The 23,663-nt window shown below is 69.8% G+C and carries 22 protein-coding genes; 9 read left to right on the top strand and 13 right to left on the bottom strand.

The features are described 5' to 3' along the window. Positions 1-29 precede the first annotated feature (29 nt). Together H4F90_RS04380 and H4F90_RS04375 are read left to right on the top strand one after the other, a co-directional pair. Positions 30-1,316 (top strand): DUF3422 family protein, encoded by a 1,287-nt coding sequence (locus H4F90_RS04380; protein WP_182661816.1) that lies wholly within the window; start codon positions 30-32, stop codon positions 1,314-1,316. After that, complete coding sequence (locus H4F90_RS04375) at positions 1,313-2,272, top strand: DMT family transporter (RefSeq protein ID WP_328700820.1); 960 nt, start codon at positions 1,313-1,315, stop codon at positions 2,270-2,272. Before H4F90_RS04380 ends, H4F90_RS04375 begins: the two co-directional genes overlap by 4 nt. A 14-nt stretch (positions 2,273-2,286) precedes the next feature. On the opposite strand, the gene H4F90_RS04370 is transcribed toward H4F90_RS04375, so the two are convergent. Continuing rightward, positions 2,287-2,589: a DUF2007 domain-containing protein gene (locus H4F90_RS04370; RefSeq protein WP_182661814.1), complete on the bottom strand. Its 303-nt coding sequence runs from the start codon at positions 2,587-2,589 to the stop codon at positions 2,287-2,289. A gap of 54 nt (positions 2,590-2,643) precedes the next feature. Here H4F90_RS04370 and H4F90_RS04365 point away from each other — a divergent pair, with 54 nt between their 5' ends. After that, a complete protein-coding gene (locus tag H4F90_RS04365) occupies positions 2,644-3,642 on the top strand; it encodes a quinone oxidoreductase family protein (RefSeq protein WP_182661812.1) in 999 nt (332 codons plus the stop codon). 23 nt (positions 3,643-3,665) lie between these two features. On the opposite strand, the gene lspA is transcribed toward H4F90_RS04365, so the two are convergent. Next, on the bottom strand, positions 3,666-4,193 hold the full coding sequence (gene lspA / locus H4F90_RS04360) for a signal peptidase II (RefSeq protein ID WP_182661810.1): 528 nt from the start codon (positions 4,191-4,193) through the stop codon (positions 3,666-3,668). Beyond that, complete coding sequence (gene ileS / locus H4F90_RS04355; RefSeq protein ID WP_182661808.1) at positions 4,190-7,120, bottom strand: isoleucine--tRNA ligase; 2,931 nt, start codon at positions 7,118-7,120, stop codon at positions 4,190-4,192. Before ileS ends, lspA begins: the two co-directional genes overlap by 4 nt. Before the next feature lie 395 nt (positions 7,121-7,515). On the opposite strand from ileS, the gene H4F90_RS04350 reads away from it, so the two are divergent. Continuing rightward, positions 7,516-8,031: a copper chaperone PCu(A)C gene (locus H4F90_RS04350; RefSeq protein WP_182661806.1), complete on the top strand. Its 516-nt coding sequence runs from the start codon at positions 7,516-7,518 to the stop codon at positions 8,029-8,031. 39 nt (positions 8,032-8,070) lie between these two features. Here the strand turns inward: H4F90_RS04350 and H4F90_RS04345 are convergent, their stop codons facing one another. Both H4F90_RS04345 and pqqA read right to left on the bottom strand, forming a co-directional pair. Continuing rightward, positions 8,071-9,066 carry a bifunctional riboflavin kinase/FAD synthetase gene (locus tag H4F90_RS04345; RefSeq protein WP_182661804.1) on the bottom strand — a complete coding sequence of 332 codons (996 nt, stop codon included), beginning with the start codon at positions 9,064-9,066 and terminating at the stop codon, positions 8,071-8,073. A 135-nt stretch (positions 9,067-9,201) separates the two neighbouring features. Then, positions 9,202-9,276: a pyrroloquinoline quinone precursor peptide PqqA gene (gene pqqA, locus H4F90_RS04340; protein WP_182663041.1), complete on the bottom strand. Its 75-nt coding sequence runs from the start codon at positions 9,274-9,276 to the stop codon at positions 9,202-9,204. Between the two features lie 249 nt (positions 9,277-9,525). Here pqqA and H4F90_RS04335 point away from each other — a divergent pair, with 249 nt between their 5' ends. Together H4F90_RS04335 and H4F90_RS04330 are read left to right on the top strand one after the other, a co-directional pair. Continuing rightward, positions 9,526-11,007 (top strand): sensor histidine kinase, encoded by a 1,482-nt coding sequence (locus tag H4F90_RS04335; protein WP_235971949.1) that lies wholly within the window; start codon positions 9,526-9,528, stop codon positions 11,005-11,007. Next, positions 11,004-11,633: a response regulator gene (locus tag H4F90_RS04330; RefSeq protein ID WP_182661802.1), complete on the top strand. Its 630-nt coding sequence runs from the start codon at positions 11,004-11,006 to the stop codon at positions 11,631-11,633. The genes H4F90_RS04335 and H4F90_RS04330 overlap by 4 nt, the downstream gene beginning before the upstream one ends. Before the next feature lie 36 nt (positions 11,634-11,669). Here the strand turns inward: H4F90_RS04330 and H4F90_RS04325 are convergent, their stop codons facing one another. The 6 genes from H4F90_RS04325 to H4F90_RS04300 form a co-directional block, all read right to left on the bottom strand. Next, entirely contained in the window at positions 11,670-12,575 is a 906-nt protein-coding gene (locus H4F90_RS04325) for an SMP-30/gluconolactonase/LRE family protein (protein WP_182661800.1), read from the bottom strand. A 51-nt stretch (positions 12,576-12,626) separates the two neighbouring features. Beyond that, on the bottom strand, positions 12,627-13,346 hold the full coding sequence (locus H4F90_RS04320) for a 16S rRNA pseudouridine(516) synthase (protein WP_182663038.1): 720 nt from the start codon (positions 13,344-13,346) through the stop codon (positions 12,627-12,629). A 20-nt stretch (positions 13,347-13,366) separates the two neighbouring features. Then, on the bottom strand, positions 13,367-14,395 hold the full coding sequence (locus H4F90_RS04315) for an MBL fold metallo-hydrolase (protein ID WP_182661798.1): 1,029 nt from the start codon (positions 14,393-14,395) through the stop codon (positions 13,367-13,369). Then, a complete protein-coding gene (locus tag H4F90_RS04310) occupies positions 14,382-15,380 on the bottom strand; it encodes a quinoprotein relay system zinc metallohydrolase 1 (protein ID WP_182661796.1) in 999 nt (332 codons plus the stop codon). The genes H4F90_RS04315 and H4F90_RS04310 overlap by 14 nt, the downstream gene beginning before the upstream one ends. Then, positions 15,377-16,156, bottom strand: a complete 780-nt coding sequence (locus H4F90_RS04305) for a quinoprotein dehydrogenase-associated SoxYZ-like carrier (RefSeq protein WP_182661794.1) — start codon at positions 16,154-16,156, stop codon at positions 15,377-15,379. The genes H4F90_RS04310 and H4F90_RS04305 overlap by 4 nt, the downstream gene beginning before the upstream one ends. Before the next feature lie 125 nt (positions 16,157-16,281). After that, positions 16,282-16,770: a YajQ family cyclic di-GMP-binding protein gene (locus H4F90_RS04300; RefSeq protein ID WP_182661792.1), complete on the bottom strand. Its 489-nt coding sequence runs from the start codon at positions 16,768-16,770 to the stop codon at positions 16,282-16,284. A 51-nt stretch (positions 16,771-16,821) separates the two neighbouring features. On the opposite strand from H4F90_RS04300, the gene murB reads away from it, so the two are divergent. Next, a complete protein-coding gene (gene murB, locus H4F90_RS04295; protein ID WP_182661790.1) occupies positions 16,822-17,898 on the top strand; it encodes a UDP-N-acetylmuramate dehydrogenase in 1,077 nt (358 codons plus the stop codon). Positions 17,899-18,019: 121 nt separating this feature from the next. Next, positions 18,020-18,415: a 4a-hydroxytetrahydrobiopterin dehydratase gene (locus H4F90_RS04290; RefSeq protein WP_182661787.1), complete on the top strand. Its 396-nt coding sequence runs from the start codon at positions 18,020-18,022 to the stop codon at positions 18,413-18,415. 52 nt (positions 18,416-18,467) lie between these two features. Here the strand turns inward: H4F90_RS04290 and H4F90_RS04285 are convergent, their stop codons facing one another. Further along, a complete protein-coding gene (locus H4F90_RS04285; protein WP_182661785.1) occupies positions 18,468-19,451 on the bottom strand; it encodes an integron integrase in 984 nt (327 codons plus the stop codon). A 202-nt stretch (positions 19,452-19,653) separates the two neighbouring features. On the opposite strand from H4F90_RS04285, the gene H4F90_RS04280 reads away from it, so the two are divergent. Beyond that, complete coding sequence (locus H4F90_RS04280; RefSeq protein ID WP_182661783.1) at positions 19,654-21,474, top strand: P-loop ATPase, Sll1717 family; 1,821 nt, start codon at positions 19,654-19,656, stop codon at positions 21,472-21,474. A 483-nt stretch (positions 21,475-21,957) separates the two neighbouring features. On the opposite strand, the gene H4F90_RS04275 is transcribed toward H4F90_RS04280, so the two are convergent. Further along, entirely contained in the window at positions 21,958-22,974 is a 1,017-nt protein-coding gene (locus tag H4F90_RS04275) for an IS110 family RNA-guided transposase (protein WP_182661781.1), read from the bottom strand. Between the last annotated feature and the right edge of the window lie 689 nt (positions 22,975-23,663).

Raw genomic sequence — 23,663 nt, 5'->3', positions numbered from 1 at the left:
TCTATGATCGCCCCAGGAGAAACCCTCACATGCCCCGATCGCATCCCTGGCGCGAGTCCCTGCACAACGAGGTTCACGCCCGTCCGCCCGAGCGCCTGCAGGCCCCGATGGCGCTCTCGCACCTGGCCCTGCTGACCCCGCCGGGCGAGGTGGCCGAGGCGGCCCGCGATCAGCTGCGCGCGCTGCTGCGCGCCCGCCACCTGCCCGAGCCGGCCGAGGGGGCCGGACATCTGAGCGTCGACCTGGGCGGCGGGCTGCACCTGCGCTGGGAGCAGCACACCGAGTTCCAGACCTGGACCTTCCGTCGCGCGCTGGACGCCGGCAGCGACGATTTCGAGGCCATGCCGCTGGCGCGGGTGCCGCAGGACTGGCTCGCGGCCCTGCCGGGGCAGTGGCTGGTCGGCCTGCATCTGATGGTGCTGCCGGCCGAGGACGAGAACGGACCGCGCCTGGTGCGGCGTGCGCTCGATGAGGACAGCCTGGTCGGCTCCAGCGTCATGGAGGGCGCGGGCGAGCTGATGACCGATTTCCGCCTGCATGCCGACGGCCTGGCCCGCTTCGTCCTGCGGGTCGGCAGCATGAACCCGCGCCGCCTCGGCCGCACGGTGCAGCGCATCGTCGAGATCGAGACCTACCGCATGATGGCCCTGCTCGGCCTGCCGGCCGCGCGCGAGGTGGGCGCCACCCTGGCCGACGCCGAGCGCGATCTCGCCCGCATCGCCGGCGAGATCCGCAGCGCCCGCCGCGAGCGCGAGCCCGAGCTGCTGCGCGAGCTCACCCAGCTGGCCGGCCGGGTGGAGAGCCTCTACGCCTCGACCCATGCGCGCTTCTCGGCCAGCGCGGCCTACTTCGAGCTGATGCAGCGCCGCATCGACGAGCTGCATGAATCCGGCCTGCCCAATCTGCAGACCCTGCGCGAGTTCATGGACCGCCGCCTTGCGCCGGCCATGCAGACCTGCGCCTGGGCGGCACGTCGCCAGCAGGCCCTGTCCGAGCGCATCTCGCGCACCAGCAACCTGCTGCGCACCCGGGTGGAGATCGAAGCCCAGGAAGCCAGCCAGGCCCTGCTCGACGGCATGAACCGCCGCCAGCAGCTGCAGCTGCAGATGCAGAGCGCGGTCGAGGGCCTGTCCGTCGTCGCGATCAGCTACTACGGCAGTGGCCTGATCGGTTACCTGGCCAAGGGGGCGAGCGTGCTGGGCCTGCCGGTCAAGCCCGAGCTGGCGGTCGCGCTGAGCATCCCGCTGATCGCCCTGGCCACCTGGCTCGGCGTGCGGCGTCTGCACCAGGTGATCCACGCCGGCCTCAAGCCGTGAGCCGTTCGCCCGCAGCCGGCCGCGCGCGGGCGGCCGGTTTTGCGCTGGCCATGGCCGGCGCCGTCGGTTTCTCCGGCAAGGCCATCGTCGCCAAGCTCATGTACCGCCACGGCGTCGATGCACTGACCGTGCTCGGCCTGCGCATGCTGCTGGCCTTGCCCTGCTTCCTGCTGATGGCCTGGTGGGCGGGGCGTGGCCGGCCGGCACTCAGCCGGCCAGATTGCCTGCGCATCGTGCTGCTGGGCTTCAGCGGCTACTACCTGGCGAGCTACCTCGACTTCCTCGGCCTGCAGCACATCAGCGCCAGCCTGGAGCGGCTGATCCTCTACCTGAATCCGACCCTGGTGCTGCTGCTCGGCTTCCTGCTCCTGGGGCGCAAGGTGCAGCCGCGGCAGCTGCTGGCCATGGGCCTGAGCTATGCCGGCGTGCTGCTGGTCTTCGGCCACGAGCTGCAGGCCCGCGGCCTGGCGGCGGCGGAGGGCTCCTCGATCGGTCTGGGGGCGCTGCTGGTCTTTGGCAGCGCGCTCAGCTATGCCGTTTACCTCGTCGCCAGCGGCGAGCTGGTGCAGCGCCTGGGCTCGCTGCGCCTGGTCGGCCTGGCGAGCACGGTGGCCTGCGGCTTCGCGATCGCGCATTTCCTGGCCGGCAAGCTGGGCGGCGGGCCCTGGGCGGGCCTGGCCGGGCTGCCGGCGCCGGTCTGGGGCCTGGCCGTCGTCAACAGCCTGTTCTGCACGGTGGCCCCGGTGCTGATGGTGATGATGGCCGTCGAGCGGCTCGGCCCGGCGACGGCGGCGCACACCGGCATGGTCGGCCCGCTTTCCACCCTGCTGCTGGGCCTGCTGCTGCTGGACGAGGCGCTCAATCCCTGGATCGGCGCCGGCACGCTGCTGGTGCTGGGCGGCGTGGCCTTGCTGGCCCGCAGCCCGCGTCCCGCGCCAACGCCGCCGGCGGACTGAGCCCGGCGGACGGCTCAGGGCATGGGCGCGCCGCAGTTCCAGCAGCTCTCGAAGGGGCCTTCGACCGACTCGCCGCAGTCCCGGCAATGCCAGTGGCGGCTGGGGCTGGCGGTGAGGGCGTCGAGCAGGGCCTCGGCCTCGCTGCGGCGGCTGGCATCCTCGATCCAGACCTCGGGCAGGGCCTGGTCGGGCGGGATCTCGCCCACGATGCCGCAGCCATGGCCGCGCTGCACGCTCGCCGGCAGGCCGCCCTGGCTCAGCCAGTCGGCCCAGAGCGTGGCCAGCAGAAGGTTGGGGGCGCTGCGCAGTCTTTGCATGGGTGCGCGATCATGCCGGCTTCCGCAAGCCCTGCGCCCTTGCGCGCCGAGACCATGACTTCCAGCTCCACCGTGCTGGCGATGCAGATCGCCGCCCCCGGCGGCCCCGAGGCCCTGCAGGCCACGCAGCTTGCGCTCGGCGAGCCCGGCCCCGGCCAGATCCGCCTGCGCCATCACGCCATCGGCCTGAACTACATCGACTGCTACCACCGCAGCGGCCTCTACCCGCTGCCGCTGCCGGCCGGCATCGGCATGGAGGGCGCGGGCGTCGTCGAGGCGGTCGGCCCGGGCGTCGAGCACCTGCAGGTCGGCGACCGCGCGGCCTATGCCTGCACGCCGCCCGGGGCCTACTGCGAGGCCCGCGTCATGCCGGCCATGAGCGTGGTGCGCCTGCCCGAGGCCATCGACTTCGAGACCGGCGCGGCCATGATGCTCAAGGGCTTGACCGTGCAGTACCTGCTGCGCCGCACCCTGCCGGCCGAGGGCCTGGTGCCGGGCGACTTCATCCTCTGGCATGCGGCTGCGGGCGGTGTGGGCCTGATCGCCTGCCAGTGGGCACGGGCCCTGGGCCTGCAGCTGATCGCCACCGCCGGCAGCGAGGCCAAGTGCGCCCTGGCCCTGGCGCATGGGGCGAGCCATGCCATCAACTACCGCAGCGAGAACTTCGCCGCCCGCGTGCGCGAGATCACCGGCGGCCAGGGCGTGAAGGTGGTCTACGACTCGGTCGGGGCCGACACCTTCGAGGGCTCGCTCGACTGCCTGCGGCCCTTCGGCCTGATGGTCAGCTTCGGCAATGCCTCGGGCCCGGTGCCGCCGGTCAACACCGGCGTGCTGGCGGCCAAGGGCTCGCTCTACCTGACGCGGCCGACGCTGTTTGCCCACCTCTCCAGCCGCGAGCGCAGCCAGGCCATGGCCGACGATCTGTTCGCGCAGGTGCTCGCGGGCACGGTGCGCATTCCCGTCGAGCGCCGCTACCCGCTGCGCGAGGCCGCCCAGGCCCATCGCGATCTGGAAGCCCGGCTGACCACCGGCTGCAGCGTGCTCCTGCCCTGAGGCCCCGAAGGCCTCAGGGCGCCTCAGCCGCGGCGCCAGCGCCGCAGTTCGTCGAGGACCAGCAGCATGGCCCCCAGGGTGATCGCGCTGTCAGCCAGGTTGAAGGCCGGGAAGTGCCCGCCCGGGAAGAAGCGCGCGAACCAGGGGCCGTGCACATCGAGCATGTCGATCACGTGGCCGTGGATGAAGCGGTCGACGACATTGCCCAGCGCACCGCCGAGCACCAGGGCCAGGGCCGCGCGCATCGTGCCGCCGTGCTCGGCCTGGCGCAGCAGCCAGACGATGTAGGCCGAGGCCGCCAGGCCCAGCGCGGTGAAGAACCAGCGCTGCCAGCCGCCCGCGCCGGCCAGGAAGCTGAAGGCCGCGCCCGGGTTGTGCACCCGCACGAAGTTCAGCCAGCCCGTGACGGCCACGCCCTCGCCGAGCTGGAAGGCCTGCACCGTGGCCCACTTGCTGAGCTGGTCCAGCACGATGACCGCCGCGGCCAGCGCCAGCCAGCGGCCGACGGATGCCTTGCCGCCCGCCGCGGCGCCCATCTCGGCGGCGCTCATGCGAAGGCGCGCGCCTCGCCGGCGCCGTGCAGGTTGCTGAGGCAGCGGCCGCAGACGGTGGGATGGGCCGGGTCGGCGCCGACGTCCTCGCGCACATGCCAGCAGCGCTCGCACTTCTGGCCGGCGGCGGGGCTGACGCCGATGGCGAGTGCGTCCCCGGCCTCCAGCGTGAGCGCGGAGACGATGAAGACGAACTTCAGGTCCTCGCCCAGGCTGGCCAGGGCGGCCAGGTCCTCGGCGGGCGCGGTGATGCGCAGCTGCGCCTGCAGCGAGGCGCCGATGGCGCCGGTCGCACGAAGCGCCTCGATGGCCTTGTTGGCCGCTTCGCGCACGGCCAGGATGCGGGCCCACTTGGCGTCCAGCGCCGCATCGGGGGCGGGCAGCACGGTGTACTCGGCCGCGAAGATCGAGCCCTGCGGGCGCTGCGCTTGCGGCAGCGCGGCGTTCAGGATGGGCCAGGCCTCCTCGGCGGTGAAGCTGAGGAAGGGCGCCATCCAGCGCAGCATGGCCTGGGTGATGCGCCACAGCGCGGTCTGCGCGCTGCGGCGGGCGGGGCTCTTGGGTGCGGTGGTGTAGAGGCGGTCCTTCAGCACGTCCAGGTAGAAGGCGCCCAGCTCCTCGCTGCAGTAGACCTGCAGCTTGGCCACCACCGGGTGGAAGGCGTAGTCGCCGAAATGGCCGCCCGTCCACAGGCCGGAGGCGGGGTCCAGCGTGCCCACGATCTCGGCCTGCAGCGCGGCCGCGCGGCCCAGGGCCAGGCGGTCGATTTCCAGCAGCTCGGCCTCGGGCACGGCGTCGGCCACGGGGTCGAAGTCCGAGACATTGGCCAGCAGGAAGCGCAGGGTGTTGCGGATGCGGCGGTAGGCATCGACCACCCGGGCCAGGATCTTGTCGTCGATGCCCAGGTCGCCGGCGTAGTCGGTGGAGGCCACCCAGAGGCGGATGATCTCGGCGCCCAGCTTGTCGCTCACGGCCTGCGGCGCCACCACATTGCCCTGGCTCTTGCTCATCTTGCGGCCCTTGCCGTCCACCACGAAGCCGTGGGTCAGCAGGCCCTTGTAGGGCGCGCGGCCCTCCAGCGCGGCCGCCAGCAGCAGGGAGCTGTGGAACCAGCCGCGGTGCTGGTCGTGGCCTTCCAGGTAGAGGTCAGCCTCGGGGCCGCCGTCGTCCCGTCCTTCACCGGCGTGGCTGCCGTGCCGGCCCAGCACATGGGAGAAGGTGGCGCCGGAGTCGAACCACACGTCGAGGATGTCGCTGCCCTTGGCGTAGTCGGCCGCCTCGGCGCCCAGCCAGTCGGCCGGCTCCAGCCGGGCCCAGGCTTCCACGCCGCCGGCCTGCACCAGGTCGGCCGCGCGCTGCAGCAGGGCGGGCGTGTCGGGGTGGAGCTGGCCCGTCACCTTGTGCAGGAAGAAGGGCAGGGGCACGCCCCAGCTGCGCTGGCGGCTGATGCACCAGTCGGGCCGGTTGGCGATCATGTCGCGCAGGCGGGCGCGGCCGTTCTCCGGGTAGAAGGCGGTCTGGTCGATGGCGGCCAGCGCCGCTTCGCGCACCGTGCGGGCTGCGGGCGCGCGGGCGAACACGCCTTCGCTGCCGGGCTGCGGCGCGTCCATGCGCACGAACCACTGCGCCGCGGCGCGGTAGATCACCGGGCTCTTGTGGCGCCAGCAGTGCGGGTAGCTGTGCTCCATCGCGCTGCTGGCCAGCAGGCGGCCGGCCTCGTCCAGGGCCTGGATCACCAGCGGGTTTGCCTTCCAGATGAACTGGCCGCCGAAGACCGGCAGGTCCGCGGCGTAGACGCCGTTGCCCTGCACCGGGTTCAGGATGTCCGCATGGGCCAGGCCATCGGCCACCAGGCTGTTGAAGTCGTCCACGCCGTAGGCGGGCGCGGCATGGACGATGCCGGTGCCGTCCTCGGCCGTGGCGTAGTCGGCCAGGATCAGCTTGGCCGTGCGGGCATAGCCCTCATGGGCCTGCGCGAGCGGGTGGTGGAAGGTCAGGCCGTCCAGCGCCCGGCCGGGCGCAGTGGCCAGCACCGGGCAGTCGGCCGGGGCGAAGCCGTAGCGGCCCAGAGCCTTCTCGACCAGGGCCTCGGCCAGCAGCAGCACGCCCCGGGGCGTCTGCACCAGGGCATAGGGCAGGTCCGGGTTCAGGTTCAGGGCCTGGTTGGCGGGCAGGGTCCAGGGCGTGGTCGTCCAGATCACCGCAAAGGCCTCGCCCGGCAGGGCGGCCAGGCCGAAGGCGGCGGCCAGCTTGCCGGGTTCGGCGCTGAGGAAGGCCACGTCGACGGTGGGCGAGCGCTTGTCGGCGTACTCGATCTCGAACTCGGCCAGCGAGGAGCCGCAGTCGAAGCACCAGTACACGGGCTTGAGGCCGCGGTAGACATGGCCGCCGTCCATCAGCCGGCCCAGGGTGCGGATCTGCTCGGCCTCGTTGCCCGGGTCCATGGTGCGATAGGGCCGGTCCCAGGCGGCCAGGACGCCCAGGCGCTTGAAGTCGGCCTTCTGCAGCTCGACCTGCTCGCCGGCGTAGGCACGGCTCTTGGCCTGCACCTCGTCGCGGCTGAGACCGCGGCCGTGGGTCTTCTCGATCTGGTTCTCGATGGGCAGGCCGTGGCAGTCCCAGCCCGGCACGTAGCGCGCGTCGAAGCCGGCCAGCTGGCGCGACTTGACGATCATGTCCTTGAGGATCTTGTTGACCGCATGGCCGATGTGGATGGCGCCGTTGGCATAGGGCGGGCCGTCATGCAGCACGAAGCGCGGGCGGCCGCAGCGGGCCTCGCGCAGGCGGGCGTAGCGTCCTTCGGTTTCCCAGGCGGCCACCCAGCCGGCCTCGCGCTTGGGCAGGTCGCCGCGCATGGGAAAAGGCGTGTCGGGCAGGTTCAGCGTGGCGCGCAGGTCGGGGCCGGGGGCGTGGGGAGCGTCGCTCATGGGGCGAGTTCGCGGATCGCGAGAAGCAGGAGGAGGAGGCCGCAGCACACGCGGCGCGGGAGCCGAGGCAGCTCTCGAAGGCGAGGGCCGGGGCAGGGCGCCCGGCCGGTCGGCGGCGCGGGGCCGCCGGGCGATCAGCGCGGAATTCGATCGCGCGTGGTCTGCCGCCGGGTTGCGGCGCAGGCGGTCCGCAAGGGCCGTCGCGGGTCGGCGGGGAGGTGTGCAGCCATGGCGGGATTCTAGGCGGCGCCCCGTCCGTGCCCGGGCGGGGGAACGGCGGGCGGATGCGGCCCTCCTAAACTGCCTTGCGCACTGGCCGCCTTGGTTTGTCGGCCAGCCTTCCCAAGCCCGGGTGTCCAGGCCGCCCGACCCCTTCCCCTCGACCCTCTTCCACCATGACCCGAGTCCTGTCCCGTCGCGCCCTGCTGGCGCTTGGCGCCGCCTTCACCCTGTCCGCCCAGGCGGCCGAGCCGCTCACGGTCGGCGCGCCCTGGGTTCGCCCGGCCGTGGCCGGCCAGGGCGCGACCGGCGCCTTCATGCAGCTGCGTGCCGGGCCGGCGCTGCGCCTGATCGGGGCCCGCTCGCCGGCGGCTGCGCGGGTCGAGATCCACGAGATGAAGATGGATGGCGAGGTCATGCGCATGCGCGCCATCCCCGGCCTGGACCTTCCCGCCGGCCAGACGGTGGCCCTGCAGAGCGGGGGCTACCACCTGATGCTGCTCAAGCCCTTCCAGCCGCTGAAGGTGGGCGACACGGTGCCGCTGACCCTGGTCGTGCAGGACGCGGCGATGAAGCGCCACGAGATCACCGTCCAGGCCCCGGTGCGCCAGGCGCCCCCCGGGCAGGCTGGCGCGGCCAAGGACGAGCACGGTCACCACGACCACCACGGCCACGGCGATCACAAGCACTGAGCGCGGCCGCCTCGCCCGGCGGCCGCCGCGGGCCGGGCCTCAGCCCGGCGGCTGCACCGCCCACCAGACCCGCGCCGCCGCCACGTCGGCCGCGATGCCGGCCTGCAGCGCGGCCAGGTCCGGGTAGCGGCGCTCCTCGTGCAGGTGGTGCAGCAGCTCGACGCTGACCGTGCGGCCGTAGCCGCCCTCCGGGCCCAGCTCGGCCGGCCAGTCCAGCAGATGGGTTTCCAGCAGCACGCGGCCGGCGTCCTCCACCGTCGGCCGCACGCCCAGGCTGGCCACGCCCGGCAGCGGCCGCGCGCCCAGGCCGTGCACCCGCACGACGAAGATGCCCTGGGCTGCCGGCCGCGCATGCGGGAAGCGCAGGTTGAGCGTGCGGAAGCCGTCGGCCCGGCCGGCGGCGCTTTCGCCCAGCTGCCGGCCCAGCTTGCGGCCGTGCTGCACGCGGCCGCTGATGGCGTAAGGCCGGCCCAGCAGACGCGCCGCCAAGGCCATGTCGCCCGCCGCCAGCGCGCTGCGCACGGCCGAGCTGGACACGCGCAGGCCGTGCACCTCGTAGCTCATCATCCGAGCCACATCGAAGCCGGCGCGCTCGCCCGCGGCATCGAGGAAGGCATAGTCGCCCGCCCGGCGGGCGCCGAAGCGGAAGTCGTCGCCGACCAGCACATAGCGCGCGCCCAGGCCGGCGCGCAGCACCTGGTCGACGAAGGCCTGCGGCTCCAGGGCCGCCAGCCGCTCGTCGAAGCGCAGCACGACGGCCTGCTCGACGCCGCAGCGCGCCAGCTCGGCCAGCTTGTCGCGCAGCGGCGCGATGCGGGTCGGCGCCTGCTCGGGTCGGCCGCTGCGGGCGGCGAAGAAATCCCGGGGATGGGGCTCGAAGCTCAGCACCGTGGGCGGCAGCCCGCGATGGCGCGCCTCGCTGACCAACAGCGCCAGCATGGCCTGGTGGCCGCGGTGGACCCCGTCGAAATTGCCGATGGTCAGCGCACAGGCCGGCGCCAGACCGGGGGCGCGGACGCCGCGGAAGACTTGCATGCACGGATTATCGCGAGGCCGCCGCAGCCGCCCGACCCGGCGCCCGGCCGGGTGCCCAGCCCATGAAAAAAGCCCGCCGAGGCGGGCTTCTTCAGTGGGGCGGTCCGTCTGCGGCCGGGCCGACCCCTCAGCGGCTCAGCGGGCCGACACGTACATCGTGATCTCGAAGCCGAAACGCAGGTCGGTGGCGCGGGGGGCGGTCCATTGCATGGTGAAGTCTCCTGTGGGTGTGAACACCGCCGGGGCGGCGATGCCGATGTCTTCGGCATGGCTGCACTGTGCGCCGGCCGGGCCGCAGCGCCCAGCGCGCGGCCATGAATGAGGCTTCATGAAATTCATGAATCCCCCCCGCAGGCCCTGGCGATGGTGGGCGCCGGCCGGGCCGCCTACCATGCCGGCCAGCGCCGCCCCTGTGGCGATCGGGCCCTCGGGCCTGCCCCGTGCCCTGAGTCCCCTCCCTTGAAGCGCCCCGTCCTGAGCCTTCGCCTGAAGATCCACCTGATCGTCGGCGGCCTCGCCACCGTGTTCGTGCTGGTCGTCATCGGCCTGCGCCTGCACGGCATGCGCGAGACCGTGCGCGAGGAGGTGGTGGCCGCCAACCGGGTGGCCTCGCAGCTGCTGAACCGCACCGTCTGGATGGTGGCGGCCCGCGGGCCCGGTGCGATGGTCGAGTACCTGCAGGGCATGGGGCGCGTGCGCGCCAACGACATCGTGCTCAGCACCATCGGCGGCGAGGTGCTCTACCAGTCGCCGCCCTCGCCCTACAAGGCCGGCCGCAATGCGCCCGACTGGTTCAGCCGCCTGATCGTCCCGCCGCTGCCGGTGCAGGTGCTGGAGTTCCCGAGCGGCGGTCGCCTGACCATCACGCCGGACGCCTCCCGGTCGGCCATCGACGCCTGGGACCAGCTGCTGGCCATCGCCGCCACCGCGCTGGCCCTGCTGCTCGCGCTGCATGCCATCGTCTACGCCCTGGTCGGCCAGACGGTGCGGCCCTTCGGCAAGATCGTCGCCGCGCTCAACCGGCTGGAGGCCGGCCAGCTCGATGTGCAGATCGAACGCCTGCCGGGCCAGGAGGCCGCAGCCATCGGGGCGGCCTTCAACCGCATGGTCGAGGGCCTGCGCGCCCGCATCGAGGCCGAGCGCCGCGCCTCGGTGGCCGAGCGCGAGCTGTCCGATCGCCGCGAGCTGGCCCGCTGGATCGACCACCACCTCGAAGAGGAACGCAAGCTCATCGCCCGCGAACTGCACGACGAGCTGGGCCAGTCCGTCACCGCCATCCGCAGCCTCGCCCTGGCCGTCGCCGGCCGCACGGCGGGCAAGGATGCCAGCTCCGAACAGGCCGCCCGCGTGATCGCCGACGAGTCCCAGCGTCTCTACGCCGCCATGCATGGCCTGATCCCGCGCCTGGCCCCGCTGGTGCTGGATGCCTTCGGCCTGGCTGACACCTTGCGCGACCTGGTCGAGCGCACCGAGCGCAGCCAGCCCGGCGTGCAGGTGGGCCTGCAGGTGCAGCTGGACCAGGTGCAGCTCGATGCCGAGACGGCCCTGGCCCTCTACCGCGCGGCGCAGGAAGGCCTGACCAATGCCCTGCGCCACGGCCAGGCCACCGCGATCGAGCTGAGCCTGAGCGCCGACCCGGCCGGGGCCCGCCTGCGCGTGGACGACAACGGCAGCGGCCTGCCCGCCGACTGGCAGGCCCGCGCCGGCCATTACGGCCTGCGCTGGATGGGCGAGCGCATCGAAGGCCTGGGCGGCGGCTTCGCGATCCGCAACCGCGAGCCCGGCCCCGGCGTCCGCCTCGACATCTGGGTGCCCACCGGCCAGACCCCGGCCCCCGCAGGCCGGGCCGAGCCCGGCCTGCCTGCCCCGTCCCCCGCTGTGCCGGCCCCCGCGGCCACGCAGCCCCCCGTGCTGAATGCTTCCAAGGAAGGCCGCGCATGATCCGCGTGATGCTCGTCGACGACCATGCGCTGGTGCGCATGGGCTTCCGCATGCTGCTGGGCGATGCCCAGATCGAGGTGGTGGCCGAGGCCGATTGCGGCGAGGACGCCTGCAAGCTCTACCCCCAGCACAAGCCCGATGTGGTGGTGATGGACCTCACCATGCCCGGCATGGGCGGCCTGGAGGCGGTGCGCCGCCTGATCGCCCAGGAGCCCAAGATCCGCATCCTCTGCCTCTCGGCCCATGAAGACACCGCCCATCCGCAGCGCGTGCTCAAGGCCGGCGCCCTGGGCTACCTGGCCAAGCGCAGCGCGCCCGAGGCCCTGATCGAGGCCGTCACCGCCGTCTCGCGCGGCAAGCGCTACCTGGACCCGGAAACCGCCAAGGCCCTGGCCGTGGCCCAGATCGAGGGCGACAGCAACCCCAGCGAGGCCCTGAGCGAGCGCGAGTTCTCGGTCTTCCTCCAGCTCGCCCGCGGCGCCACCGTGGCGCAGATCGCCGAGAACCTCAAGCTCTCGCCCAGCACCGTCGGCACCCACCTCTACAACATCAAGCAGAAGCTGGGCGCCAGCAACCAGAGCGAGATCACCCTGGTGGCGCTGCGCTGGGGCCTGATCGAGGCCTGAGCCGCCCGGCCGGCCGGACCGCCCAGGCCCTTCGCCTCACTTCGGCAGGAAGACCAGGGTGCCGGCCTTCATGTCGGGCACCAGGATGGTCTTGCCGTCGGCGCTGAGCGTCAGGTCGGCCGAGGCCTGGAAGGCCTGCGGGTAGACCACGGGCTGCGCGCCGGCCCGCTTCAGGTCGAGCTTGAAGACCTTGCCGTTCTTCCAGTCGCTCAGGATCAGCAGGCCCTGCTTGTCCTGCGCCAGGCCGTCGCCGCCGCCGAATCCGCTGGCCAGCTTGCTGAGCTTCACGCCCTGCGACAGGTCCAGCCGCAGCAGCTCGCCGGTGCCGAAATCCAGCACCAGCAGCTGCTTGGGGTTGCCGCGGTCGAACAGCAGGCCGTTGGGGTTGCGGATCGCCGGGTCCTGGGCCTCGTTGATGAGCAGCGTCACCTCGCCATGCGGCGAGACCCGGTAGATCGCGCCGCCGCCCCCGCCGCTGAGCAGATCGCCGCTGTCGGACACATAGAGCTGGCCCTCGGCGTCGAAGACCAGGTCGTTCAGGAACTTGGGCGGGCTCGGGAAGGCATCGGCCGGCACGAAGGTGAGCAGCACGCCGTCGCGGTCCACCTTCAGGATGCGGTCGCGGTCGGCCACGTAGACGATGCCGTTGAGCTCGGCCAGGCCCTTGGGGTCGTTCAGGCCCTGGTCGACCAGGGTCTTCAGGCTGCCGTCGGGCTGCACCAGGCTCAGGCGGCCATCGCCGTCCTGGCCGAAGCCGGCAATCTCCGAGACGACGATGCGGCCGTCGCGGGTGACGAGCACGCTCTCGGGCGTCTTCAGGCCGGTGACGGTCTGGGGCGCCTCGGCGGCCTGGACCAGGCCGCAGGCCAGCAGGCCGGCGGTGACGAGGGCGTGCCGGCGCAGGGCGGCGCAGGCGGCGGAGAGGCGGGGTTGCAGGGTCATGGCGGGGCTCCGGGGCAGGGCGGAAAGGGGCGGGGCGACGGTGGGCAGGTCTCAGGGGCGGTGCAGCAGCGCGCTGCGCTCTTCGGCGCTGAGCCAGCGCCAGCGGCCCGGGGGCAGGGCCTCGGGGTCGAGTGTGAGGCTGCCGAAGGCGCTGCGGTGCAGTCCGTTCACATGGTTGCCGACGGCGGCGACCATGCGCTTGACCTGGTGGTACTTGCCCTCGGTCAGCGTCAGGCGCAGGGCGCGCTCGGCCGTGGCCTCGCAGGCGGCGGCGCGCACGGGCTGCGGGTCGTCGTTGAGCACGACACCTGCGCGCAGCCGCGCCAGCTGAGCTTCGGTGACGGGCTCGGCGGTCTGCACCTCGTAGACCTTGGGCACATGGTGCTTGGGGTGGGTGACGCGGTGGATCAGCGCACCATCGTCGGTCAGCAGCAGCAGGCCGGTGGTGTCCTGGTCGAGCCGGCCGATGGGCTGCACGCCGCCCTTGCTGCGCGTGCGCAGCGGCGGCGGCAGCAGGGTCAGCACGCCCGGCCAGGCCGAGGGGCGCTGCGAGCATTCGTAGCCGGCCGGCTTGTTCAGCATCAGCAGGGCCTGGGTGCGGTAGACCCAGTCGCGGCCTTCGACGCGGAAGGGCAGGTCGTCGTGGGCCATCACGATCTCGTCGTGCTCGACCAGGGCGCCCTGGTGCTCGACGAAGCCGCCGTGGATGAGCGCCTCGCAGTCGCGGCGGGTGCCGAAGCCCTGGCTGAAGAGCAGCTGCGACCAGCGCAGGCGGGTGCTTGGGGAAGAAGTCATGGGGCCGGATTGTCGAAGCTGGCGGCCTCGCGCTCGCGCCAGGCCCGCTGCCAGTTCAGCGCATGGCGGGCCTGGGTGGTCCAGGCCGCGGGCACGCCGGGCAGGGCGGCCGGTGGCGGATCGGTCTCGGCGGCGCCGCGGGCCTGGGCGGCATCGACGGCCTCGCGCAGGCCGCGCCAGTAGGCCTGCGTGGCCTGGACGGCCTCGATGCCGGCCAGCGGGCCCTGCTCGGGCACCAGGCGCCAGGTGCCGCCGCCGGGCGGCGGATCGGCCAGCAGGGCCAGCAGGGCCTCGGTGCTGGGCTCCAGCGCGGCGAGGGTGGCGTCGCGCAGCTCCGGCGCATCGGCCGTCCACAGCAGGCCGGGGGCCCAGAGCAGGGCGGCGGCATCCAGTCGCCAGACGGTCACGGGCGTGGCTTCGCCGCGGTCCAGCCGCCACCAGTGGAAGGGGCCGAGCCGGCCGGATGCGCCCTGCAGCGTGTCGGTCGGCAGGCGCAGGGCCTGCAGGCCCGGGCCCAGCTCGGCGCCGTGGCGGCCCAGCTGGGCGCGCAGCCGCGCGATGCAGCGCGGGCAGCGGGCCTGGAGCGTGGCCGCCACCTCGGCATGGGCCCAGATGCGGGCGCGCGGGAAGGCGCGGTTGCCCATCACATGCTCGGGCCGCGGCCAGGGATTGATCAGGTCGGTCACCTGCTGGCCGGCCCGAGCTTCGAGCCGGCAGCGGATGGCGCGACCCAGCCGCGGCGTGGCCCCGGTGCCCAGCAGCCACAGCCGAGCGCCCTCGCGGTGGGCGAGCAGCGGCTGCACGCGGCCGCGGTTGGCGGGGCTGATCGCGCCGGGGGCGGCCGGCATCAGCCAGGTATCGGGGCCCAGGGCTTCGATCGCCTGATCCGGCCCGGGGCAGCTGCGCGCGGCCGGGGTGCCGGGGCCCGTGTCGGCCCGAACCAGGCCCGGCCCCCCCAGCAGCAGGCCGGCCAGCAGCGCCAGCAGGCGCCAGGCCAGCCGGGCCCGCGCTTCAGCGCGCGCCACCCAGTTCGGCCTGCTCGTAGCGCGGGTAGAGGTGCACGACATTGCGCACCCACTCGGTCTGGAAGGCGGCCCAGCCCTTGAACTCGGCCGGCACCGGGCTGCGCAGCAGCTCGTTCATGTCCAGGCCGCTGCGGGCGGCTCCGCGCAGCTGGCCGTCCAGCCACTTCAGGTAGCGCTGGGTCTGGGCCAGGCCGCCGGCCTCGCCGAGGTTGCCGGCATGCACCGGGCCATGGCTGGGCACCCACTGGCTGGCCTTCAGGCTGGCCAGGGCGTCCAGGCTCTTGAGCCAGGGGCCGATCTGCGCATGGGGCGTGGTGGGGATCCGGTTCGCGAAGACCAGGCCGCCGGCGAAGACCACGCCGCTGGCCCTGTCGATCAGCACCGCGTCGCTGGCCGTGTGGCCGTCGAGCAGGCGGATCTCGATCTCGCGCTGGCCGATCCGCCGCACGCCGGGCTCCAGGGGCGCGTTCGGCAGCACCTCGGCGGTGGCGGTGCCCTTCATCCAGTCGCCGCAGAGGCGGTAGAGGTTGTCCTCGTAGGCCGTGTACTCGGCCTTCATGCCGGCCTGGGTGGCTGCCGTGGCGCGGCGCGGCACGTCGGCGAAGGCCTGGTTGCCGAGGAAATAGTCGGGGTGCAGGTTGAGGTGGATCACCTCGCGCACCGGCTCGGCCGTGGTGCGGGCGATCAGGGCGCGCAACTGCTCGCCGTAGAGGCGCGAGGTGCCGGTGTTGATCACCACCACGCCCTCGCCGGTGACGAGGAAGCCGGTGTTGATGATGTTGCAGCCATTGGCCGGGCTGAAGTCGGCATTGGCTCCCTCGACCACATAGACGCCCGGCGCCAGCGCGCGGGCCTGCAAGCCATAGTCGAGCTTGGCCAGGTTCACGGTGGGCGGGGCGGCCAGGGCCTGAGGCAGGGCTGCACCCAGGGCGGTGGCGAGCATGGCGCCCGCCAGGGCGGCATGCAAGGGCGTGAGGCGCTTCATTCGATGCGGCTGCTGATGCGGTTGCCGTTGTTGTCGGTCCCGACCAGTTGCACGCCGCCCTGCGGCGCCTGGGCGAAATCGAAGGAGAAGACCGGGTTCTCGCTGATCGGCTCGTAGGGCTGCAGGCGCAGCAGCTCGCGGCCGCTGCCGTCGCGCACGCTGAGCTTGTTTACGTAGAAGGCCGGGATGCCGGCGACCAGGCCGGTGTCCATCGGGTGCATCAGCCGCACCCGCAGCCGCGAGCTGCTGCCCGCCTCGCTGAACAGCTTGCCCTGCACCTGGCCCAGGGTCTGCGACCAGGTGCCGTCCTTGCGGGTGGCGCCCGAGACGGTGCAGCCGCCGCCGGCCGAATCGACCAGCGCCCCGCCCACATGCCAGACGCCGTCCTTGGTGCGCACCGCCGCCCGCACCGGGCTGGCCTGCTCGAGCTTGAAGCGGAAGGACACCGCCGGCATCGCGCCGCTGCCGGGCTGGGGGAAGAGCTCCAGCACCTTGCGGATGGGGTTGCGGTCGACGATGACCGTGATCTGCTCGACCTCGGCCAGATCCTTCACCCGCACGGTCACGGGCACGTTCATCGGGTCCTCGGCGAAGGCCGGCACCTGCACCTGCACGCGCTCGTCGAACACCACCGTGGCCTTGGCGCCGAAATGCTCGCGGGCCAGATCGGGCCAGGCCAGCGAGCCGAAGGGGTCGCCCTGGGACGCGGCGGCGAAGCCCGCCGGGGCGAACAGGGCCAGCCCGGGCAGGGCAAGGCAGAGAAGACGACGACGCATGGGCGACTCCGGGACACGCTGAATAAGTAACCGCTTATTGTCTGCGGTGCGCCCCTAATCCTTACGACCCGGGATAAACCCGGCGCTGTCCCATCCCGGGGCAGTCGGCCGGGGTGGGGTCGGGCTCAGTCGCGGAAGTTGTTGAAGCTCAGCGGCAGGTCGGCGATGTCCTTGCGGATCACGGCCATCGCGGCCTGCAGGTCGTCGCGCTTGGCGCCCTGCACCCGCACCGCATCGCCCTGGATGCTGCCGGCCACCTTCAGCTTGCTGGCCTTGATCGCGGCGACGATCTTCTTGGCCGCTTCGGTCTCGATGCCGGCCTTCACCTTGATCAGCTGCTTGACCTTGTCGCCGCCCATCTTCTCGACCTTGGCCGTGCGGTCGAGGAAGCGCACGTCCACTTTGTACTTGGTCAGCTTGGCCAGCAGCACGTCGGTGATCTGCCCCAGCTGGAATTCGCTGTCGCCGTGCAGGGTGATGTCGTGCTCCTTCTGCTCGATCCGCGCGCCGGTGCCCTTGAGGTCGAAACGGTTGCCGACCTCCCTGGCGGCCTGGTCCACGGCGTTGCGGACCTCGACGAGGTTGGGTTCAAGCACGGTGTCAAAGCTGGGCATGGTGAGGCGTGTCCTCGGGGCCGGGCCGGCCCCATCGGCGAAAATTCTCGCATGCACCCCTCTTCCCGCCCGGCCCTGGCCGCTGGCCCGGCGCCGCTCGCCGTCGAGCGCGACATCAGCCTCAAGCCGCACAACAGCTTCGGCCTGCCCGCCCAGGCCCAGGCGCTCGTGCGCATCCGCAGCGAGGCCGAGGTGCGCCGCCTGCTGGGCGACCGCGAGCTCGGCACCCAGCCCAAGCTGGTGCTCGGCGGCGGCAGCAACCTGGTGCTGACCCGCGACGTGCAGGCCGTGGTGCTCAAGGTGGAGGTGCCCGGCTGCCGCGTGGTCGACGACGGCCCCGAGGCTACCGTGGTCGAGTTCGGCGCCGGCGAATCCTGGCACGGCGCCGTGGCCTGGAGCCTGGCCCAGGGCCTGCCCGGCCTGGAGAACCTGGCCCTCATCCCCGGCACCGTCGGCGCCGCGCCGGTGCAGAACATCGGCGCCTACGGCCTGGAACTGGCCGACCGCTTCCACAGCCTGGACGCGGTGGACCTCGTCACCGGCCGCACCGTCAGCCTGGACGCTGCCGCCTGCCGCTTCGCCTACCGGGACAGCGTCTTCAAGCAGCCCGCCCTGGACGGCGGCCTGGCCGGCAAGAGCCTCATCACCCGCGTGCGCCTGCGCCTGCCCAAGCCCTGGCAGCCCGTGCTGGGCTACCTGGACCTGGCACGCCACTTCGCCGAAGCCTGCATTGCCCAGCCCACGCCGCAGCAGGTGTTCGACGCCGTCTGCGCCATCCGCCGCGCCAAGCTGCCCGACCCGGCCGTCGTCGGCAACGCCGGCAGCTTCTTCAAGAACCCCGTGGTCAGCGCCGAGCAGTGCCGCGACATCATCGGCCGCGACCCCCACCTGGTGCACTACCCCCTGCCCGACGGCCGCGTGAAACTGGCCGCCGGCTGGCTCATCGATGCCTGCGGCTGGAAGGGCAAGACGGTGGGCGGCGCCGGCGTCTACGAGAAGCAGGCCCTCGTCCTCGTCAACCGCGGCCAGGCCACCGGCGGCGAGGTGCTGATGCTGGCCCGCGCCATCCAGGAAAGCGTCTACGGCCGCTTTGGCATCCGGCTGGAACCGGAACCCGTGGTGGTCTGAACCCCGGCCGGCCCGGCCCCCATGGGCCCCGGCTTGTCCCCGCAGACCACCCGGGCCGCCCCGCCGCGTAGAGTGATTCCAGGCACTGCGCCGCGCAGAGCCACCCCGCGAGGAGAACACCATGAGCGCCTGGCGCCGCAAAGGGACCGACGAGGTCTACACCGAGGACGAGATCAACGCCCGCCTGGCTGCCGAGCTGCCCGCCTGGCGCCTGCAGGACGGCGTGATCCGCCGCACCTACAAGACCAGCGGCTGGAAGGCTACCCTCATGGTCGTCAACACCGTCGGCCACCTGGCCGAAGCCGCCTGGCACCACCCGGACCTGACCGTCAGCTACGCCTTCGTCACCGTCAAGCTCGTCAACCACGCCGCCAAGGGCGTGACCGACAAGGACTTCCAGCTCGCCCGCAAGATCGACGAGGTGGTGATGTGGCAGCCCAGCCAGGAAGAAGGCAGCGCCCTGGAAGGCACGCCGAACGACGATCCGCGGTTCAAGTACCTGAAGTACGACGCGTGACGGGGCTCAGGCCCCCGCAACCCGGGAGGGTGGGGCGGCGCCGGTGGCTTCATCACCCGTAGCGGTCCAGCGGGCTCAGCACCCCGCGCCCGCCGCGGTTCAACACATGGGTGTAGATCATGGTGGTGCGCACGTCGGCATGGCCCAGCAGCTCCTGCACCGTGCGGACGTCGGCACCGGACTGAAGCAGGTGCGTCGCGAAGGCATGCCGCAGCCCGTGCGGTGAACAGGGTTTGGCCAGCCTCGCCGTGCGGGCTGCCTGCGCCACCGCGCGCTGGATCGTTTGCTCATGCTGATGGTGGCGGCGTCGCGCACCGCTCCGCGGGTCCGTGCTGAACGTCGGGCTGGGAAACACCCATTGCCACCCCCACTGCCGTGCCGCTCCGGGGCTTTTCAGCGCGTAGGCATCGGGCAGTGCCACATCGCCGAGCCCGTCGGCCAGATCTTGCAAATGCAGGGCCTTCACCGCGCTCAAATGCTGCTGCAAGGGCAGCAAAAGATTTTCAGGCAGCACCGTCACCCGGTCCTTGCTGCCCTTGCCCTCGCGCACGATGATTTCACGGCGCTCGAATTCAAGGTCCTTCACCCGCAGCCGCAAACCCTCAAGCAGGCGCAGGCCGGCGCCATACAGCAGCGCTGCCATCAAACCCGGCACGCCGGACATGGCCGCCAACAAACCCTGAACCTCGCGGGGTGTCAGCACCACGGGCAGGCGTTTCGGCACCCTGGCCGCCACCACATCGTCCAGCCAAGACAATTCCACCTGCAGGACCACACGATAGAGAAACAGCAGCGCCGAGCGCGCCTGGTTCTGCGTGGCCGCCGATACCCCGCGGTCGCTGGCCAGATGGCTCAGAAAAGCTTCCACCTCCGGCGACCCCATCATGACCGGATGCCGCTTGTCGTGGAACAAGATGAAGCGCCGCACCCACTGCACATAGCTCTGCTCCGTGCGCAGGCTGTAATGCCGCAGCCGGACGGCCTCACGCATCCGGTCCAGCAGCTTGGGCGGGCGGGGTGGGGCAGCAGCGTCCATGGCCGGATCATTGGGCCGTCTAACGCGCAGGCTGGCACCCCTCGGAGAGGGTGTGGAGCGGTTCTTTGAGAGGAGAGACGAAGCGTGTACCCTGCAACCCAGTCGAGAATTAGACGGCAGCAGACGTGCTGTCGCGCTGAAGTCCATTACACGTTAGGCCCCTGAAACATCATAATCAACGTTCTTCGTCTAGGGAGACATCTTGAGCACGCTCTTCGAGAATCAGAAGTACCTGTGGCCATGGACCACGCTGAACAACCTCAGCGACCCATTCAACGATGCAGTCAACTACAAGACTAGGCAACAGAAGGAATTCTTCAATCGTATCTTTCTCAAGACGGAGTCACTCGAAGAGTGCCTTGGGCCATCGGTCTACTTCTTGATCGGAGAGAAGGGCTCAGGCAAAACGGCGTACGCAGCCTTTCTCGACAACAATGAAGTTAAGGAACATCGCTGCAAACTCTCGACCATGACCGAGAGCCAGTACAAGAGGTTTATTGCGCTCAAAGCAAAGGGCAAACTCGACTACAGCGACTATGCCAACATCTGGCGGCCCATGTTGCTAAACATGGTTGCTCAAGCGCTAGCCCAGAAGTCGAAGGGGTTCCTTTCAAGCTTTACCGGCAAGTTTGATGCCATCGAAGCCGAAATTGAGGCATTCAACTCCGGAGCCTTGAATCCGGAAGTTGAAGTTGCCTTTGAGATGGTCAGTGAAACCACTGACAAGGGCTCAGCGGGAAAGGAAGGCATTGCCAGTATCTCACTTGAGGACAAGCAACGAGAGTCAACCAAGACCGAGAAGATCAGACATCATCTATTGGAACAAGAGCGACGACTCAAAATTGCCCTTTCGGATCTTCGATTGGGAAGAAATCATGTTCTCTTCATAGATGGGATTGACTACCGACCAGAGTCCGTCGCGTACAAGGACTATCTTGCGTGCGTAAAGGGACTGGGGGAGGCGGCATGGGATTTGAATACAACATTCTTTGGCAACATTCGTGATTCAAAGGGACGAATCAAGATTGCATTGCTGGTCAGGCCCGACGTCTTCAACGCCCTAAATCTGTACAACTCAAACTCTCGCCTAAGGGACAACGCAGTCTTCCTTGAATGGACCACCACAGAGGAAGAGATGCGAAGGTCAAATCTTTACAAGGCGGCTGGACAGTTCTTCGCCCGTCAACAAACATTTGAAGTTGACCCTGTTGAGGCAGCAGATCACTATCTGTCTTCTGCTGAATCGGACCAGATCTTTCGCAGGCTCCTGCGCTCGTCATTTCAAAAGCCACGAGATGTGCTCACCTTCATGAAGATTGCTAGGGAACTACTCGTGAAGCAACAGGGCAAGGGAGTTGAAACAAGATTTCCCAGTGAGATTGTCAAAGACGGGGCATTTACTCGCCTCTTTGCCGACTATTTATTGGGAGAGGTAAGAAACTATGCCTCATTCTACATGGAGCAGAATGACTTCAATCTCTTCCTCAAGCTCTTTCAGTATCTCCATGGCAAGCGCGAGTTTACGTATCCCGAGTACGAGAGGGCATTCAACTCATTCAAGACGTGGATCGACGGTGAGAAAGTTGCAGCGACAGAATACCTGAGGGACCCGGAAGCACTGCTGCAGTTCTTTTTCGATGTCAATGTAATCGGCTACCGTGAATTGCTAGGCCAGGAGCAAGAGCGCTTCATTCACTTCGCATACCGTGAGCGGACACTGATGAACGTGGCGCCGAAGGTGAAGACTACTGGTGTCTTACTCGTCAACCCTGGCATTGCGAAATCGCTTGATCTTGGAATGAAGGCGCACGCCGTTACGCCGGACTCTGTTCCAGCAAAGCGGCGAGCACAACGACGTAGATTCCACGATCGACGACCCAAGTCAAATGGGCAGGCACTCTCCGCAACTTCGTCCAAGAGAAGTCAGCCATCGCGACAGCAGGACGCTGCTAGAAAGCAGCCAACGCAGAAGTCATCAAAGAAGCATTCCCACAAACCGAGAGGCCCGAAGACAGGGGCCTAACAGGTCGTTCAACCGGAGCGCCAACGGCTGGCCACCAGGCCCGCGCGGCGCATTGGTTCATCATGCACCGCGCGGGCCTGGCGTCCACCCGTCGCCGCCCGGTTAACTCTGCTACAAGGGCTTCCCCACGAATAGCAACAAGAAAACCAGCCGATCTTGTTGGCGCAGCCAACGAGGTCGGAACTCGGGGTCTTGAATCGCCGCCAGCGTTTGGGGTTTGATCGTTGTCTGCAGAGCAAGTGCGGACTGGGGTTGCTACAAACGGTCATTGCGGCAGCTTCAAAGTGCTGCGGACCCTGATGTGAAGACGCGCGCGGGGGTTCTCAATCCTTAGTCGGAGCCGGTTTTCCGCTCCCTTGAATTCACCAGAACCACCCCGCACAGGTCCAACCTTTGCTCATCAACGACAGGCCGGTCATGCGGCGGAAGAAATCGGTGTTGTGGTCTCCAGTTGAGCAGGTTGATCGGTGGGCAGCGTGCCGCTCAAGCCGGCAGCTTGAAGTCCTCGCCCTTGGCCAGCACCGCCCAGGCCAGGCGCGCGTTCTTGGCCGCCATGGCCACCACCGCTTTCCAGTCGCCGCGCCGCTCCTGCAGGCTCACGGCCCAGCGGCTGATCGGGTCGGCCTTGTTCTTGGCCGCGGCCAGCACCGCCCTGGCACCCAGCACCAAGAGGCTGCGCAGGTAGGCGTCTCCTGCTTTGGTGATGCGCCCCAGCCGCGTCTTGCCGCCCGAGCTGTACTGGCCCGGCACCAGGCCCAGCCAGGCGGCGAACTGGCGTCCACACGCGAAGTCGTGGCCATGACCGATGGCCGCCATCAGCGCCGTGGCCGTGGTCTCTCCGATGCCCGACAGGCGCATCAGGCGCCGGGCGGCTTCGCTCTGGCGGGCCAGTTGGCTCAGGTGCCGGTCGTACTCCCGGATGCGCTCGTCGAGCCTGCCGACCTCGCTCAAGCAATCGCCCACGGCGAGGTTGGCCCAGCCGGGCAAGTCCTCCAGGTGCAAGAGCGCCTCGCGCCGCACCGTGGCGGCTTTGAGCGGCAGCACGATGCCGAACTCGCTGAGCAGGCCGCGGATGCGGTTGATGAGGGCGGTGCGCTGCTCGACAAAGCCTTGGCGCACGCGGTGCAGGCACAGCTGACCTTGCTGCTCCAGGCGCTTGGCGGGCACGAAGCGCATGCTGGGGCGCTGGGCGGCTTCGCATATGGCGGCAGCGTCGGCTGCATCATTTTTGCCGTGCTGACCCGAGAGCCGGTAAGGGATGACGAACTTAGGGGCGATGAGCTTGACGGTGTGGCCGAGCTGCTGGAACTGGCGCGCCCAGTGATGCGCACCCGAGCAGGCTTCCATGGCGACCCGGCAAGGCGGCAGCGCGGCGTGAGCCTCCAGAAGCTTGGCCCGCGGCACCGCCGGGCGCACCAGCGCGGGCTTGCCCGCCTCATCCACCCCGTGCAGGGCAAACACGTTCTTCGCCAAGTCGATGCCGACGCACACAATGGCCATGGACTTCCCCTTTCGAGTGAGTTGATGAGATTCGCAACCTCATCGTGGCACTTTGATGCCGGTCGCCGCTACACGCGGCTAGCTCGGGACGGGGAAGTCCCTTTCATTCGTTAGGCCAAACAACCAACCCTATCTCTTGCCAGGGATGCTTCCGTGACACGCTGCCGCCTTGCTCTTGCTGCAACCCTGATCTTTTTCGCCTCCGGATGCTCTGACCAAACCGAGCTGAAAGCGGCGCGGGACCGCATTTCCAAGTTGGAGGCGGAACTTGCGGCTGAGCGAGCCAAGACGACCTCGGCGCCAGCAGCTACGCCAGCCGGGAAGGTTACATCGACGACAAGGCCTTCAGAACCTGCACCAGAACTAAATTCAGAGCCATCTGGGCAGCAGTGGACTTACGATGTCCGCGAAGACAAGATGACCGGCGGAGCCACTCGTCACGCCTTCGTTCTGAGCACCAACACCGTCAATTTCGGTTCTCCATACGCCGGTGCGCAGCACGGCAGGCTTTCGCTACGAACTGATCCAAAGTACGGACGGGACGTCATATTCTCAATTGAACGTGGCCAGCTACTGTGTCGATCATATGAAAACTGCGATGTTCTTGTTAGATTTGACGAAGGAAAGCCAGAAAGATTCTCCGCAGTCGGGCCCGCTGACAATAGTTCTGAGACAGTGTTCATCCGGAA

This window comes from Aquariibacter albus (genome assembly GCF_014145335.1).
GTDB lineage: Bacteria > Pseudomonadota > Gammaproteobacteria > Burkholderiales > Burkholderiaceae_C > Aquariibacter > Aquariibacter albus.
The sequence above is the reverse complement of the archived record's forward strand: the minus strand, read 5'-3'. Positions and strand labels throughout refer to the sequence as shown.

Excerpts from the sequence above, each read along its gene's own strand:
- H4F90_RS04380 (WP_182661816.1), top strand. The coding sequence starts at position 30 with ATGCCCCGATCGCATCCCTGGCGCGAGTCCCTGCACAACGAGGTTCAC.
- H4F90_RS04370 (WP_182661814.1), bottom strand. The coding sequence starts at position 2,589 with ATGCAAAGACTGCGCAGCGCCCCCAACCTTCTGCTGGCCACGCTCTGG.
- H4F90_RS04365 (WP_182661812.1), top strand. The coding sequence starts at position 2,644 with ATGACTTCCAGCTCCACCGTGCTGGCGATGCAGATCGCCGCCCCCGGC.
- lspA (WP_182661810.1), bottom strand. The coding sequence starts at position 4,193 with ATGAGCGCCGCCGAGATGGGCGCCGCGGCGGGCGGCAAGGCATCCGTC.
- ileS (WP_182661808.1), bottom strand. The coding sequence starts at position 7,120 with ATGAGCGACGCTCCCCACGCCCCCGGCCCCGACCTGCGCGCCACGCTG.
- H4F90_RS04350 (WP_182661806.1), top strand. The coding sequence starts at position 7,516 with ATGACCCGAGTCCTGTCCCGTCGCGCCCTGCTGGCGCTTGGCGCCGCC.
- H4F90_RS04345 (WP_182661804.1), bottom strand. The coding sequence starts at position 9,066 with ATGCAAGTCTTCCGCGGCGTCCGCGCCCCCGGTCTGGCGCCGGCCTGT.
- H4F90_RS04330 (WP_182661802.1), top strand. The coding sequence starts at position 11,004 with ATGATCCGCGTGATGCTCGTCGACGACCATGCGCTGGTGCGCATGGGC.
- H4F90_RS04325 (WP_182661800.1), bottom strand. The coding sequence starts at position 12,575 with ATGACCCTGCAACCCCGCCTCTCCGCCGCCTGCGCCGCCCTGCGCCGG.
- H4F90_RS04310 (WP_182661796.1), bottom strand. The coding sequence starts at position 15,380 with ATGAAGCGCCTCACGCCCTTGCATGCCGCCCTGGCGGGCGCCATGCTC.
- H4F90_RS04305 (WP_182661794.1), bottom strand. The coding sequence starts at position 16,156 with ATGCGTCGTCGTCTTCTCTGCCTTGCCCTGCCCGGGCTGGCCCTGTTC.
- H4F90_RS04300 (WP_182661792.1), bottom strand. The coding sequence starts at position 16,770 with ATGCCCAGCTTTGACACCGTGCTTGAACCCAACCTCGTCGAGGTCCGC.
- murB (WP_182661790.1), top strand. The coding sequence starts at position 16,822 with ATGCACCCCTCTTCCCGCCCGGCCCTGGCCGCTGGCCCGGCGCCGCTC.
- H4F90_RS04290 (WP_182661787.1), top strand. The coding sequence starts at position 18,020 with ATGAGCGCCTGGCGCCGCAAAGGGACCGACGAGGTCTACACCGAGGAC.
- H4F90_RS04285 (WP_182661785.1), bottom strand. The coding sequence starts at position 19,451 with ATGGACGCTGCTGCCCCACCCCGCCCGCCCAAGCTGCTGGACCGGATG.
- H4F90_RS04275 (WP_182661781.1), bottom strand. The coding sequence starts at position 22,974 with ATGGCCATTGTGTGCGTCGGCATCGACTTGGCGAAGAACGTGTTTGCC.